The 13,882-nt window shown below is 45.0% G+C and carries 10 protein-coding genes; 2 read left to right on the top strand and 8 right to left on the bottom strand.

All coding sequences use genetic code 11. The annotated features are described in order from the left end of the window. Nucleotides 1-2 precede the first annotated feature (2 nt). The 6 genes from ACVFI8_RS06375 to nudF are packed head-to-tail and all read right to left on the bottom strand — an operon-like array spanning nucleotide 3 to nucleotide 6,840. Nucleotides 3-2,405 carry a putative bifunctional diguanylate cyclase/phosphodiesterase gene (locus ACVFI8_RS06375; protein WP_248714312.1) on the bottom strand — a complete coding sequence of 801 codons (2,403 nt, stop codon included), beginning with the start codon at nucleotides 2,403-2,405 and terminating at the stop codon, nucleotides 3-5. 20 nt (nucleotides 2,406-2,425) lie between these two features. Then, nucleotides 2,426-4,318, bottom strand: a complete 1,893-nt coding sequence (gene parE, locus ACVFI8_RS06380) for a DNA topoisomerase IV subunit B (protein WP_248714311.1) — start codon at nucleotides 4,316-4,318, stop codon at nucleotides 2,426-2,428. An 11-nt stretch (nucleotides 4,319-4,329) separates the two neighbouring features. Continuing rightward, a complete protein-coding gene (locus ACVFI8_RS06385; RefSeq protein WP_248714310.1) occupies nucleotides 4,330-4,914 on the bottom strand; it encodes a YqiA/YcfP family alpha/beta fold hydrolase in 585 nt (194 codons plus the stop codon). Beyond that, the gene (gene cpdA / locus ACVFI8_RS06390) at nucleotides 4,915-5,739 is read right to left on the bottom strand and encodes a 3',5'-cyclic-AMP phosphodiesterase (RefSeq protein WP_248714309.1); all 825 of its coding nucleotides are present in this window, start codon (nucleotides 5,737-5,739) and stop codon (nucleotides 4,915-4,917) included. Nucleotides 5,740-5,759: 20 nt separating this feature from the next. Beyond that, nucleotides 5,760-6,200, bottom strand: a complete 441-nt coding sequence (locus ACVFI8_RS06395; protein WP_248715589.1) for a DUF1249 domain-containing protein — start codon at nucleotides 6,198-6,200, stop codon at nucleotides 5,760-5,762. Further along, the gene (gene nudF, locus ACVFI8_RS06400; RefSeq protein ID WP_248714308.1) at nucleotides 6,190-6,840 is read right to left on the bottom strand and encodes an ADP-ribose diphosphatase; all 651 of its coding nucleotides are present in this window, start codon (nucleotides 6,838-6,840) and stop codon (nucleotides 6,190-6,192) included. Before nudF ends, ACVFI8_RS06395 begins: the two co-directional genes overlap by 11 nt. Before the next feature lie 257 nt (nucleotides 6,841-7,097). Between nudF and tolC the strand changes: the two genes are divergently transcribed. Then, the gene (tolC, locus tag ACVFI8_RS06405) at nucleotides 7,098-8,423 is read left to right on the top strand and encodes an outer membrane channel protein TolC (protein WP_457873393.1); all 1,326 of its coding nucleotides are present in this window, start codon (nucleotides 7,098-7,100) and stop codon (nucleotides 8,421-8,423) included. Nucleotides 8,424-8,496: 73 nt separating this feature from the next. On the opposite strand, the gene hldE is transcribed toward tolC, so the two are convergent. After that, on the bottom strand, nucleotides 8,497-9,930 hold the full coding sequence (gene hldE, locus ACVFI8_RS06410) for a bifunctional D-glycero-beta-D-manno-heptose-7-phosphate kinase/D-glycero-beta-D-manno-heptose 1-phosphate adenylyltransferase HldE (RefSeq protein ID WP_248714306.1): 1,434 nt from the start codon (nucleotides 9,928-9,930) through the stop codon (nucleotides 8,497-8,499). A 118-nt stretch (nucleotides 9,931-10,048) separates the two neighbouring features. On the opposite strand from hldE, the gene lpxL reads away from it, so the two are divergent. Continuing rightward, a complete protein-coding gene (lpxL, locus tag ACVFI8_RS06415) occupies nucleotides 10,049-10,975 on the top strand; it encodes an LpxL/LpxP family Kdo(2)-lipid IV(A) lauroyl/palmitoleoyl acyltransferase (protein WP_248714305.1) in 927 nt (308 codons plus the stop codon). A gap of 41 nt (nucleotides 10,976-11,016) precedes the next feature. Here the strand turns inward: lpxL and glnE are convergent, their stop codons facing one another. Next, nucleotides 11,017-13,881 (bottom strand): bifunctional [glutamate--ammonia ligase]-adenylyl-L-tyrosine phosphorylase/[glutamate--ammonia-ligase] adenylyltransferase, encoded by a 2,865-nt coding sequence (glnE, locus tag ACVFI8_RS06420; protein ID WP_457873394.1) that lies wholly within the window; start codon nucleotides 13,879-13,881, stop codon nucleotides 11,017-11,019. Nucleotide 13,882: the final 1 nt, after the last annotated feature.

Here is a 13,882-nt window from a genome sequence, read left to right on the forward strand (position 1 = left end):
TTTTATGTACCTTGCAAAGCTAGCACTGCAGATGCTTTGTCAAATTGCCAGAAATAGCGTGCGCTAGCTGGTTTTCCAATGTAATAGCCTTGTGAGTAATCCACTCCCAAGCTGATTAGTTCTTCGTTTAGAGCCTCAGACTCTACAAATTCAGCCACCGTTTTATGGCCCAACTTGTTGGCTATTCCCACCAAAGCTTGAATAAACACTTTGTCTTCTGGCTGGTTAAGAATTTCTCTAACAAACGAGCCATCAATTTTTAGAAAATCAAAAGGCAGCTGTTTTAAAGAGTGGAACGAAGAATAACCTACGCCAAAGTCATCAAGTGCGATCGCACAACCCAACGCTTTAAGCCTTCTTATATGTTCTTCAGCTTGTTTCATATTTGGTAACGCAGCGGTTTCAGTAATCTCAAAAATAATCATATCACCGGCAATATTTCTGCTGACAAACTCACGCGCAATGCGGGCAATGACTTTCTCACTGCAGAACGAACGGGCCGACAAGTTAATCGCTAGCTTGTCTTGGTAACCATTTCTTAAGTTGGTTTCCATTTGCTGTAAGGCCTGTTGCACTACCCACAAATCAATTTTGTCGATTTGGCCGTTTTTCTCTGCCGCCAAGATCAATTGATAAGGCGAATGCAGTTGATTATTGTCATCACGAACACGCAGTAACACTTCATAGTGTTCAACTTTATTCAGCTTATTGTTCATGATGGGCTGATAGAACAACTCTAAGCGATCTCGCTCAATGGCGTTTTGTGCTAGATCTAACCAGTAGTGTTGTTTAACTAACTCAGTATCGGCGTCTTCACTTTGAAAACTGACAACACAATTTTTGCCCCGTTCTTTAGCTTGGTTGTTACATATATCAGCTTTCGCCATTAAGTCTTCGCAACTATTACCATGCTCAGGGAAAGCCACAATCCCCACACAGGCTGAGGCGGTATGGATAATTTCATGCCCTGGTACACTGACTTGAGCCAACATACTAATAATACGCTGAGCTACCACCTCTGCGTAGGCTAAACTGGTGCCTTCAAGATACACGGCAAACTCATCACCACTGATACGCGCCAAAATGGTATCGCTAGGTAGTAGTCGCTCTAAACTGCTAGAGACTTGGCGTAGCATTTCATCACCAGCGCCATGACCACTGATGTCATTGACGTACTTAAAGTTATCTAAATCGACCATCAACAAACAACCAGAGCGCTGCTCATGTACCATTTGGTTGATCACGCGTTCAAATTTTCGGCGATTAGGTAGATCGGTCAAATTGTCATAATTTGCCACCCATTCTAACTCTTCTGCGCGGCTTTTTAGCTGCTGCTCTAGTGCTTCTAATTGATAAGATAATCTGATTAGTGCGTGGTTAAGTTCATCAGACTCATCTTGCAATAGTCGCTTGCTGGTGCCTTCTAAATTACGCCTAAACAAATTATGAGATGAACGTGCCAGCAAAGGTAGGTTATCAATCGTGCGGCGCACTCTGCGTAGCGAGGGGCTAAGCGCAAATATCACAATAGCGCCGGCAAAAATCCACGCGCTAATACCAAACAGGAAATTATTATAATCAGCATTTTTCAGCTGCTCTAGCTGAGTACTTACATCGTTAACAATGGCGTAATAAACAGGGTTTTGCTTACTGGTACTATTGACCTCAAAGGCATGCAATTCGGTCAGTCCCATCTCGGTGTTGAACTGTTCGATGCCGTCTACAATATCTTGGCTAGTCAAACCTTGAATAATGTCTTCTATGGCGTTTCGATAATCAGACTCGGCATACAATAGCGTTAACGAACTATCTTGATGTAGCTCAACCAAAAAATGGTGGCTGCCTTGGCTGGATGGAAATAACTCTAATAAACGTAACGAATCTAAGCTATAAAACGCACGATAGTCTTCATTACCTACGACGTTATCAAACTCAGTTGCAATAATGATTCGGCAGCTTAAAGGACAATCTAAAATCCAATTTGGGCCCGCTGGGTCTGGCGGATTGAGCATCCACTCTAAGGCTTTTTCGCTATGCACCAGATAGCCATATTCAAACTTTAAGCCATCTTGGGGGTCGATAATGCTCAGGCTGCGCACTGGTAACTCAGAGTTGCTGCGCAAGTCTTGCCAAAACGAGTCAAAAATCGTGGGGAGTTGCTGCGGCTGATAATAATCGAAGCGATAACTTTGGCTGTCATTTATATTTTGAAGGCGAGCAAATACCTCACGATAATAATTATGTAACTGATATTGCTGATTTTCGATGATTTGAGCGCGACCCACTCGAAAAAAAGTTTTCAAGTTATCGTGATTAAAACTAATCAACCCTACTAAGGTGATTAGCAATACACCACACAGCAGTAATAATGCCTTGGTAGCTAAACCCAGTCGTAAATCGCGCATGTTATTAATGTTCCCTGTGCTTAAACTAAGTCAGATGCCATATTCCCTTTAGCTTCTAACCATTCCTTACGATCGCCTGAGCGCTTTTTGGCTAACAACATGTCCATCAAACTAAGTGTACCTTGTTGATCGTCCACGGTGAGTTGCACTAAACGTCGAGTATTGGGATCCATTGTTGTTTCGCGAAGCTGTAGAGGGTTCATTTCACCCAAACCTTTAAAGCGTTGTACGTTCACTTTGCCGCGCTTTTTCTCTGCTTCAATACGATCGAGAATGCCTTGTTTTTCGTCTTCATCCAATGCATAAAAAACCTCTTTACCTACATCTATTCGGTATAAAGGTGGCATGGCTACATAAATGTGGCCTTGCTCAACCAAGGTTCTAAAGTGCATCATAAACAGTGCACACAACAAGGTAGCAATGTGTAAACCATCGGAGTCAGCATCTGCCAAAATACAAATTTTACCGTAACGTAAACCGCTTAAGTCACTACTATCGGGGTCAATGCCTATGGCTACCGAGATATCATGAACCTCTTGTGAGGCTAATACTTCACTGGCATCAACTTCCCAAGTATTAAGAATTTTACCGCGCAAGGGCATAACCGCTTGAATCTCGCGATCTCGCGCCTGCTTAGCACTCCCCCCCGCAGAGTCCCCTTCAACTAAAAACAGTTCACCTTTTAGCGGGTCTTGGCTAGTACAGTCGGTGAGCTTACCCGGCAGTGCCGGTCCAGAGGTGACTTTTTTACGGGCAATTTTCTTGCTTGAGCGCATCCGGCGCTGGGCATTGTTAATGAACACTTCAGCCAACAGCTCAGCTTGATCAGTATTGGTATTAAGCCACAAACTAAAGGCGTCTTTGACAATTCCCGATACAAACGCCGCTGATTGCCGCGAAGATAAGCGCTCTTTAGTTTGCCCCGCAAATTGGGGATCTTGCATTTTTACTGACAACACGTAACAACAGCGATCCCAAATATCATCGGGAGTCAGCTTTAAGCCACGGGGTAGTAAATTTCGAAACTCACAGAATTCGCGCATGGCATCCAATAAGCCTTGGCGTAATCCATTAACGTGAGTACCGCCTTGCGCAGTAGGGATTAAATTAACATAACTTTCGGTGATGCTATCACCACCCTCTGGCAACCAACTTACTGCCCAATCTACCGCTTCATCTTTACTGGAAAACGCCCCAGTAAACGGGTCTTCAGGTAGACTAATAAAATCTTTAAATGATTGGCTTAGATAGTCTTTTAAGCCGTCTTCGTAATACCATTCTTCTGTTTCGTTATTGACCTTGTCAATAAACTTAATGGTAAGGCCAGGACAAAGCACCGCTTTGGCCCGCAGCAAATGGCGTAAGCGCGAAACCGAAAACTTAGGGCTATCAAAATAGCTACCAATAGGCCAAAATCTTACGCGAGTGCCCGTGTTGCGCTTACCCACAGTACCCGTGACATGCAGTTCTTCTACTTTGTCACCACTTTCAAAAGCCATTTCAAAAACTTGGCTATCTCGTTTTACTTGTACTTCCACCCGAGAAGACAAGGCATTAACCACCGAGATACCCACGCCATGTAAACCACCAGAAAACTGGTAATTATCATTGGTAAACTTTCCGCCAGCGTGTAAACGCGTAAAAATAAGCTCTACGCCACTCACCTTCTCTTCCGGGTGAATATCTGTAGGCATACCTCGACCATCATCAATCACCTCGATTGATTGGTCAGCAAACAAGGTCACGCTAATAGAGCGCGCATGTCCGGCCAAAGCTTCATCGACACTGTTATCGATAACTTCTTGGGCTAAATGGTTTGGGCGAGTGGTATCGGTATACATACCCGGTCTACGTTTTACCGGGTCTAAGCCGCTTAATACCTCAATAGAGTCTGAATTATATTGATCAGCCATGATAGAAATCGTTACCTAAGTGCCAAAAAGTCAAGAATCGCCGCGCAGTGGTTTTCAAAGCCTTGAAAACTATGGTCGCCGCCCTCTTCGATAGTGAATGTCGCGCCTTTATACTCTGTGACCGCCAAGTTAAAGTCCAGCACTTCGTCTGCGGTTTGCAACAGCACCCAAAGCCGTTGTTGGCAGCTTAAGTTTGAGACTTCTAACTGTTTCAAGTGCTCAATATGCTGTTGTTCTAAACGGTAAACTTGTTGAGTATAAGGATTGGTTTGTTCGCCCAAAAAATCTTTAAGCAAGTTATAAGGCTTAACCGCTGGATTAACCAGTACAGCTGGAGCCTGAGTTAATTGGGCGACTCGGGTGGCTAAGAAACCACCTAATGAACTGCCCACCACCCCTAAATTAGCTGTTTTGTGTAGCTCAAGCAGCTGTTCAATTTGTTGCCAAGCAGCCATTGGATAACAAGCCAGTTGAGGACATACAAATTGAATGTGCGGTTGATGTGTCTTGAGGTAGCTGGCCATTGCTTGTGCTTTAGCCGAGTTCGGTGAACTATTAAATCCGTGCAAATACAATAATACTGATGCTTGCTCCACTCAATAACCCTTGGATTTTGGATCAGGAAGAAAACTTTGCTCTGATAAGCGACGCAAACGAGTAGCAATACGCCCTTCAGGGGTCAGTTGTAAAAAACGCCACCCGGGTTGCTGATGGTCCAAGGCGAAGTTAGCCGATAACGGTAAAAACTGAATACAGGTACTCGGCGTTGCAATAAACGCGACGCCATCAAACTGAAATTCGTAGTTTTGATGAACATGGCCGAATATCACCCCGCGAACATTTGGGTAATTAGCAATAACCGCGAAAAACTCATCGGCATTTTTTAAATTGTGCTGATCTAACCACTTACTACCAACCGGTATGGCCTGATGATGCATGGCTATCAACACATGTTTATCCGGATACTCAGCTAAGGCGTGTTCCAGATCATCAAGTTGCCGTTGACTCATCGTACCGTGAGGCTCACCTTCCACCTGAGTGTCCAGCATGATGATTTGCCAATGCTCGCTAATCAATTGTTTGGCAGCCATCACCCCATGTTGCTCAAGGGTGCGCATATTGTGCTGCAAATCATGGTTGCCCGGTAACCAGAAACAAGGGCGGTCTAGCTCTGCAATTTTTTCAGCAAAACGTTGATAGGAAGCTTTGGTATGATCTTGAGACAAATCACCCGTCGCCAAAATGTAATCAAAAGCGATATTGTCGTCTTGAATATTTTGGGTCACCGCACTAAAGCTGTCATAAGTGTTCACCCCTAACAAACCGGTTTTCTGATTTGCAAACAGGTGAGTGTCAGTGACTTGCAGTAAATGCACGTTGCCGTCGTCGGCTGTAGTTATATTTAATTTAGTAAATGCCACAATGTTTTCTTGGAGTTCGACTATTCAAACTCAACTTTAATCCGCTGTTTAAAACAAAATGCTAACCAGTCGTTAAGAAACTGATTTGTTTGATGCTTTTCATCTCGATGATGCATCTTTTTATTTGGGTAATCATACCTTGGTTTCAGCTTATAAATCTGCTGACTAGCACACACTTCCGCCAACCTCGCGTCGTGGTATAAGCGCACCAGCAATTGCGGCTGCAAATAATTACGCGGTATTTCACTCGCCTGAGTGATCTCATACAAAGAGGTATAACGCGTTCGCTCTTTACATTCAAGTAAGTAGTCATCCCCCACTTGTGGCGTAAGGCGTAAACACTGGCCCAACTCTAAAGCAGGCGGAAATAACCGCATCATAAAGGTGTAATTAGCCGCATACAATTGCATCAGCTCATCAAGATTAACTCGATATTTTGACGAAACACCCTTAGCGTTCATCACCGCGGCCACTATTCTGCCATTGCAGTAACACTTTCTGCAAATTAAGCTGTAACCACTGAATGGTAATTACCGCTGCTGCATTGTCTATAATACCAGCTTGCACTGCTTGAAAAGCCTGCTCTCTACTAAGTACTTTGACTAAAATATCTTCATTTTCATTATCTAGGCCATGCACACCACCCGCTGAGCTTGCATCAACTTCACCAATAAATAAATGAATCCGCTCGCTCAAGCCACCCGCGCCTGGCAAAAAACTATTACAGGGTATCACCCGCTTTACGCTTAAACCGGCTTCTTCTTGGGCTTCACGCACTGCAACGTCCAACGGCGCCTGATTACTATCTAGCATCCCCGCCACAATTTCGAGTAACCACGGGCTACTGCCCGTTTCTACTGCGCCAATTCTGAACTGCTCAACTAATACCACTTGGTCTAATTTGGGGTCAAATAACAAAATGCCCGCCGCATGCCCGCGGTCCATCATTTCTCGTTGGATCCAGTTACTCCAACCGCCTTGGTATAAGCGGTGGCGCAGAGTATAACGTTGAAGCTTAAAGAAACCTTGATATACGTCTTCTACCTCTTTAATTTCTAGGTCTTGATGAGAAAATTGGCTGTTTTCATGCATTGTCGACATACAAACTGGATCTCCGTTTTTTTGCTGCTTAGTGTATAATTTTGTCATGAGCGATAAATCAAACACCGAATTAACTTAGATTAGTAGTTTTTCTTTGTTATCTTGCTCTTACTCTACAATTAAAGCTGTTATAGACTAGCATCAATGAATAATAGTGAGATTAAACACTAGACTAGAGAATTAAGACTCTCGCAACTAACTTAACTCACTTCATATATAATCTCGCAGTTAAAACTAGCGTTCAAAGGAAAGGCGTAATGAAGCTTAAAATAAAATCGTTAATACTGGCTTGCGGTATGGGTTCAATCGCCCTTCAAGCTCAAGCCGATGATTTGTTGCAAATTTATCAATTAGCCCAAGAAAAAGATCCTGTTATTTTGCAAAGTAAAGCCCAGCGCGACATTGCCTTTGAACAGATCACCGAAACCAGAGCATCGCTACTGCCACAAATTGGCTTCGCTGCAGGCGCTGAATATACTGCTACCGACAACAGCTCTATTGACAGCATTACTAATACCAATGCGTCGGTAGGACTTAGCCAATCAATTTATTCAAAGACCAATTGGACCAGCTTAAGCATTTCTGAAAAAAATGCTACTCGCATTGATGCTTTGTACGGCAACGATGTTCAAAGCCTGATTATTCGCGTCAGTAATGCTTACTTTAATGTACTACGAGCCATTGATAACGTATCGTTTGTTGAAGCCAACAAAACCGCGGTTGGCCGACAGTTAGAACAAACCAAACAACGCTTTAATGTAGGCTTAACCGCCATTACAGATGTGCACGAAGCTCAGGCTGAATATGACCGAACCTTGGCCCAAGAAATTCAAGCGCGTAACGACTTGTCTAACAGTTATGAAGACCTACGTGAGTTAACGGGTATAGAGCACCGCCAACTAAACGTATTAAATACCGAGCGTTTTGAGCCAGCCGAACTGACTGATGGCTCAGACTTCTGGTTAGCGACCGCTACCGACCGTAACCTAGAATTAAATGCCCAACGTATATCTAAAGAAATCTCGCAAGAGCAAATTGAGTTGGCACAATCTGGCCATCTACCAACTTTAGATTTAACAGCCGGTATTGGTTATGACAACAATAAATACGGCAATAGCGCCTATGATTCACTTCAAGGCGGCGCTTCTAACGCCGGTAATATTGGCCTTGAGTTCAACTGGCCTATCTACTTAGGTGGCAGCATCGACTCTCAAGTCAAGCAAGCTCAATTTAGCTACATTGCCTCTTCTGAAGCGCTAGAGCAAACTTATCGCTCGGTACAAAGTACCGTTAACTCAGTGGTAAACAACGTGAGTGCTAGCATTGGCTCAGTAAAAGCGTTTGAACAAACCGTCGTTTCATCGCAAAGTGCATTAGAAGCCACTGAAGCAGGTTTTGAAGTGGGAACTCGTACTATCGTTGATGTACAAGATGCGACTCGTAACTTGTACTCCGCTAAAAGTGATTTATCCAATGCGCGTTACGATTACATTCTTAACATGCTAGCGCTTAAACAAGCCGCAGGCACCTTAACTGAAGAAGATGTGGCATTGGTGAATTCTGGTTTAATGCCAGCCCAATAGTAAATAGCAGATAGTAAATAGCAGATAGTAAAAAGGCGCCTTTCGGCGCCTTTTTTATTGCAAATAGTATGAGTTAGTCAATCTGGTTTTGACGAATAGACCTAATAATTTCAGAGGTCGAACAACCATCTTCAAAGTTAAGCACCCGCACTTCACCACCGTTGGCAATAACCTCTGCACCACCGGCGATGTCTTCAGGTTTATAATCACCGCCTTTTACCAACAAGTCAGGCAATAAATTAGCAATTAAACGCTGCGGCGTATCTTCACTAAAATCAACCACCCAATCTACTGCGCCTAAGCCGGCTAATACTGCCATACGCCTATCGACACTGTTCACAGGGCGGCCTTCGCCTTTAAGACGCTTAACCGAGTCATCACTGTTAACCGCAACAATTAAGCGATCGCCTAAGGTGCCTGCATGGTTAAGATAAGATACATGCCCTGCATGTAAAATATCAAAACAACCGTTAGTTAACACCACCGTTTCACCGCGTCGCTTGGCGGCTTCTAAAGCATATTTAAGCTGTTGTTCGCTCAATACCCCAAAGCCCGTTTCTTGGTGACCATATACCGCATTAGCCAACTCAATAGTAGACACGGTAGAGGTGCCCAGTTTACCCACCACAATACCGGCCGCTGCATTAGCTAAAGCACACGCATCGTCTAGGCTTGCGCCTGCGGCTAGCGAGCTTGCAAGCGTAGAGATAACCGTGTCACCGGCTCCGGTTACGTCGTAAACTTCTTGGGCAAGTGCCGCCAAATGTAACTCGGGCTGGCCCTTACGTATTAAGGTCATACCGTGTTCACTGCGAGTCACGAGCAAGGCTTCAAGGTCTAACTGTTCAATCAGCGCGAGGCCTTTAGAGATAATTTCGTCATCATCTTTACAGTGGCCCACCACCGCTTCAAACTCGGAGAAGTTTGGCGTAAGCAAAGTGGCTCCGCGGTATTTATCAAAAGCACTACCTTTCGGGTCAACCAACACTGGTACGCCCGCTTCGCGCGCTAATGCGATTAAATCACCAACTTGGTTAAGCGCACCTTTGTTGTAGTCAGATAATATTACCACTTGATGCTGTTTAATATGCTGAGCAAAACTTGCTGTTAAGTCTTTACTATCAACATCTTGAAAGCTTTCTTCGAAGTCTAAGCGAATCAGCTGCTGATGGCGGCTTAATACCCGAAGCTTAGTGATAGTGGGGTAATCAGCAAACTTGGTAAATTGGCAAGCAACCCCAACCGTTGCCAATTGGTTTTCTAAAGCAATACCCGCTTCATCTTCACCACTCATACCCAACAGTGTAGAACTAGCCCCTAAGGCAACGGCATTTAAGGCTACGTTAGCCGCGCCACCAGGGCGTTCTTCAATTTGCTCTACTTTAACCACTGGAACAGGAGCCTCTGGAGAAATTCGTCCAGTGGGTCCATGCCAGTATCGGTCTAACATTACGTCACCAACAACTAACACCTTAGCTTGGGAAAACTCAGGGAGGGTAATTCGCATTGTTCACTCTCATCGAAAATTAATTAATAGCAGTTTATCATAGTTAAATATTCGGTCTGCGGCATAATTGTTGAAAATGCGGTAGACTTTTATCATTACTCGGAACAACAAGTTAAATATGGCGAAAATATCTCCTCCTAAACTCTCGGCCTCATCGTTTCACCCTAAAAACTGGGGAGCTTGGCTGCTGATTGGGTTTATGTTCACAATCAGTTTATTGCCCTACCGAGTACAACACTATTTAGCGATAGGTATCGGTCATTTAGCCAAACGCTTGTTAAAATCACGGGTGCATATCGCCCGTAGAAATTTAGAAATTTGTTTCCCGGAAAAAACGACCGCGCAGCGCCAACAAATTGTAGACCAATGTTTTCAACATTTGGGACACTCGGTACTCGATACTTCAAATGCTTGGTTTTGGCCGCAATGGCGCTTTGCCAAACACTTTACAATTGAAGGTTTAGCGCATTTAGAACAAGCCAGAAAACAACCCGGTGGGATTTTATTAGTAAGTGCTCACTTTTGGACATTAGAGAGCCACGCCAGAGCCTATGGCACTATTGACCCAGGCGTGGGAATTTATCGCCCCAACAAAAATTCAGTGTATGAGTATTTTCAATACCATGGGCGCACCCGATCAAATAAATACTTAGTGGACCGTACCGATGTACGCGGGATGATTAAAGCACTAAGAAACGAAAATGCAGTTTGGTATGCACCAGACCATGACTATGGGACACACGCAGCGGTGTTTGTGCCATTTTTTGCCCAGCCCAAAGCCGCTACAATTACTGGCACAGCCACTCTCGCCAAGGTAAAAAACGTGCAAATACTCCCTACCTATGCACTGCGTAATGCTGATGGCTCAGGCTTTACCCTGATGATAGAACCCGCGGTGGAGAATTACCCTTGTGGAGACGATGAAGCCGACGCTCGCACCATCAACCAGATCATCGAACAGGCCATTTTAAAAGCCCCCGAGCAATACATGTGGATCCACCGGCGCTTTAAATCCCGCCCTGCCGGTGAAAAAGGCCTCTATTAACAAGTAGGCGCTGAGGCAAACTCAGCGCCTAAGCGACACGCTTAATGAACGATTAGTTGCTGCCAAGTAGCCACTACTACACTCAAGTCTAAAGCAAAATCTTGTTTATTCGCCAAACGAGGCAAGCCTTGCAAGCCACAGCGATGACACTCATCGCGAATGTCTAAATAACACTGAGACAAACCTTTAGCTTGACCTTCATCAAGCAACCCGACCCGCGCACAACTCTCGAATATACGAACATTGTCAGTCCACTGGCTCAATTCTGGAAACTGCTGAGTATTAAGCAAAACCAAATACTGAGCAATAAACTCGATATCTACCATGCCACCCGCTGACTGTTTTAGATCAATCACCTCGTGAGTTTCACGGCTTAGATGGTCACGCATTTTAGTGCGCATTTGGGTTACCTGTGCGGCTAACTCAGCAGGTTGACGGGCTATCGACAAAATCCCATGGCGTACCTGCTCAAAACGCTGTGCCAAGTCTTTGTCACCATAAATCACTCTAGCCCGCACTAGGGCTTGATGCTCCCAAGTCCACGCTTCTTTAAGTTGGTACTGCTCAAATGCCTCGATAGCCGATACCAACAAGCCAGACGCACCAGAGGGGCGTAAGCGCATATCCAATTCATACAACACGCCAGAGGCGGTGCGCGTATTAAACAAATGCATAATCCGCTGTGCCAGCTTTAAATAAAACTGTTTACTATCAATTTGTTTAGCGCCATTGGTATAAGTACTGCTGTCGCTATTGTGTAAAAACACCAAATCTAAGTCAGAACTATAACCCGTTTCGATGCCGCCAATTTTGCCATAACCTACTACCGCAAATCCGCGCTGCTGCTCACTCAAGTGCTCGGGGTAACCATGACGCTCTACCATTTGTGACCACGCCTGCTCTACAACTGCATCGACAATTACTTCAGCCACTGCGGTTAAGTGATCGCTCACCTTCATCAATGGCAAGGCCCCCGCGATATCGGCCGCGGTTATCCTTAACTGTTGAATTTGCTTAAACTGACGTAATGCCTCCATCTGTTGTTCCATATCATCTGGGGGTATGCGCAGCATAAATTCACGTAACTGTTGGGCATAACTGTCTGGACTAGCGGGGTTATACAACAATTTAGGGTCGAGCAATTCATCTAATAAGATAGGGAAACTGGCGAGCTTTTCAGCCAACATAGCGCTACCCGCACACAGCCTTAATAACTGCTGTAATGATGCTGGGTTTTCGGCCAATAACTCCAAGTATGCGGTGCGCGACAAAATACGCTCTAGCAATACCATAACGCGCGGTAGCACCAGACTGGTTTTGGGATGTTCAAACAACTGCTGAAGCAAACTTGGCATCAGTCTTTCTAGGGTTTGCCGGCCCCGCTGACCAATGTGTCTATGCTCAACCGCATGCATGAAGTGATACATAGTTTCTACACGCCGCAGCTGCTCTTCAGCACTACATACATGTCTATCCATCAGGCTGGCCAAGGCCTCACGATCGGCACCACAGTGCCACAAATCATCGTATTCTTGACCCGCTGGCTGCTCGTTTTGCTCTTCTTCACCAATCGCACTTTGGAAACACAAGTTAACCTCAGCGAGACGCACTTGTAGCTGCTGATAAAAATCATCCCAACTGACGGCGCCCATGGCCCAAGCAATACGCTGCTGATCAATCGACGAACTGGGTAAAGTTTGGGTTTGTTGGTCGTCGATTTGCTGCAGAATGTTTTCAACCTGACGTAAGTAAAGATAGTGTTCACGCAACAACTTAGTTTGCTCTAGCGTTAACTCGCCATGTTCACTTAACTGTGACAAAGCCATTAACAACGAGCGAGTTTGCAGCACCGGCTCTCTACCGCCTCGAATTAACTGGAAAGTTTGCGCAATAAACTCAATCTCGCGGATCCCACCCGAGCCCAGTTTAATATTGTCGCGTAAGCCTTTGCGGCGGATCTCTGAATTGATCATCGCCTTCATCGAACGCAAGGCTTGTATCGCACTGAAATCAATATACCGCCGATAAACGTAAGGTTTTAGCATGGCTTGTATATCTTGGTCATAGCGTAAATCTTGATTAATGACCCGCGCTTTTACCATGGCATAACGTTCCCAATCACGGCCATGGTGCTGATAGTAGTCTTCAAATGCAGCGTAACTCACCGCCAAAGGGCCGGAGTCACCAAACGGTCGCAAGCGCATATCAACCCTAAATACAAAGCCATCTGCCGTTGGTTGATCAATCAACTGAATTAAGCGCTGTCCCATGCGAATAAAAAATTGCTGATTAGCAATACTGCGGCGACCGCCTTGGGTCTCGCCGTTTTCTGGGAAACAAAAGATAAGGTCTATATCGGAAGAGAAGTTAAGCTCGCGCCCCCCTAACTTGCCCATACCTATCACCACCAAAGGCTGGGCATTGCCCTCGGCGTCCATGGGGGTACCAGATTCAGAACAACAGCGCTGATATAACCACTGGTTTGCACAATCAACACTACTGTCAGCCACCGCCGACACTTGAACAAAACTGTCACTGGCCGCTTGCCCGTGCATCAAATCACGCCACGCGATGAGAACCATCTGTAAACGGCGGAATTGACGTAGAACTTTTTTAGCGCCGTCATCATTTATTTGCTCCGCCAAGTTTTGGCTAAGCTGTTGACGCATTTGAGTTTCATTTAGAATCTCATCCAACAAGTTATTCTGCCAAATATCCACCAGCATTAAGGGCTGGCTTATACAACTGCGAGCAATAAAGTCACTAATGGCAAACACAGCCTGAGTTTGCCGCTGTTGTTGCTGACTAAGCGTAGTTAGCAAGCTCGGTTGTAACTCTACAAGGCGTTCCCAAGACTTAAGCGCCAAGGCTTCTAGCTCGGGTTGAAGGGGTGAATTATTTGACATA

This window comes from Agarivorans sp. MS3-6, assembly GCF_054112545.1.

Coding starts and splice junctions, on each gene's coding strand:
- ACVFI8_RS06375 (WP_248714312.1), bottom strand. CDS start 2,405: ATGCGCGATTTACGACTGGGTTTAGCTACCAAGGCATTATTACTGCTG.
- parE (WP_248714311.1), bottom strand. CDS start 4,318: ATGGCTGATCAATATAATTCAGACTCTATTGAGGTATTAAGCGGCTTA.
- ACVFI8_RS06395 (WP_248715589.1), bottom strand. CDS start 6,200: ATGAACGCTAAGGGTGTTTCGTCAAAATATCGAGTTAATCTTGATGAG.
- nudF (WP_248714308.1), bottom strand. CDS start 6,840: ATGTCGACAATGCATGAAAACAGCCAATTTTCTCATCAAGACCTAGAA.
- tolC (WP_457873393.1), top strand. CDS start 7,098: ATGAAGCTTAAAATAAAATCGTTAATACTGGCTTGCGGTATGGGTTCA.
- hldE (WP_248714306.1), bottom strand. CDS start 9,930: ATGCGAATTACCCTCCCTGAGTTTTCCCAAGCTAAGGTGTTAGTTGTT.
- lpxL (WP_248714305.1), top strand. CDS start 10,049: ATGGCGAAAATATCTCCTCCTAAACTCTCGGCCTCATCGTTTCACCCT.
- glnE (WP_457873394.1), bottom strand. CDS start 13,881: ATGTCAAATAATTCACCCCTTCAACCCGAGCTAGAAGCCTTGGCGCTT.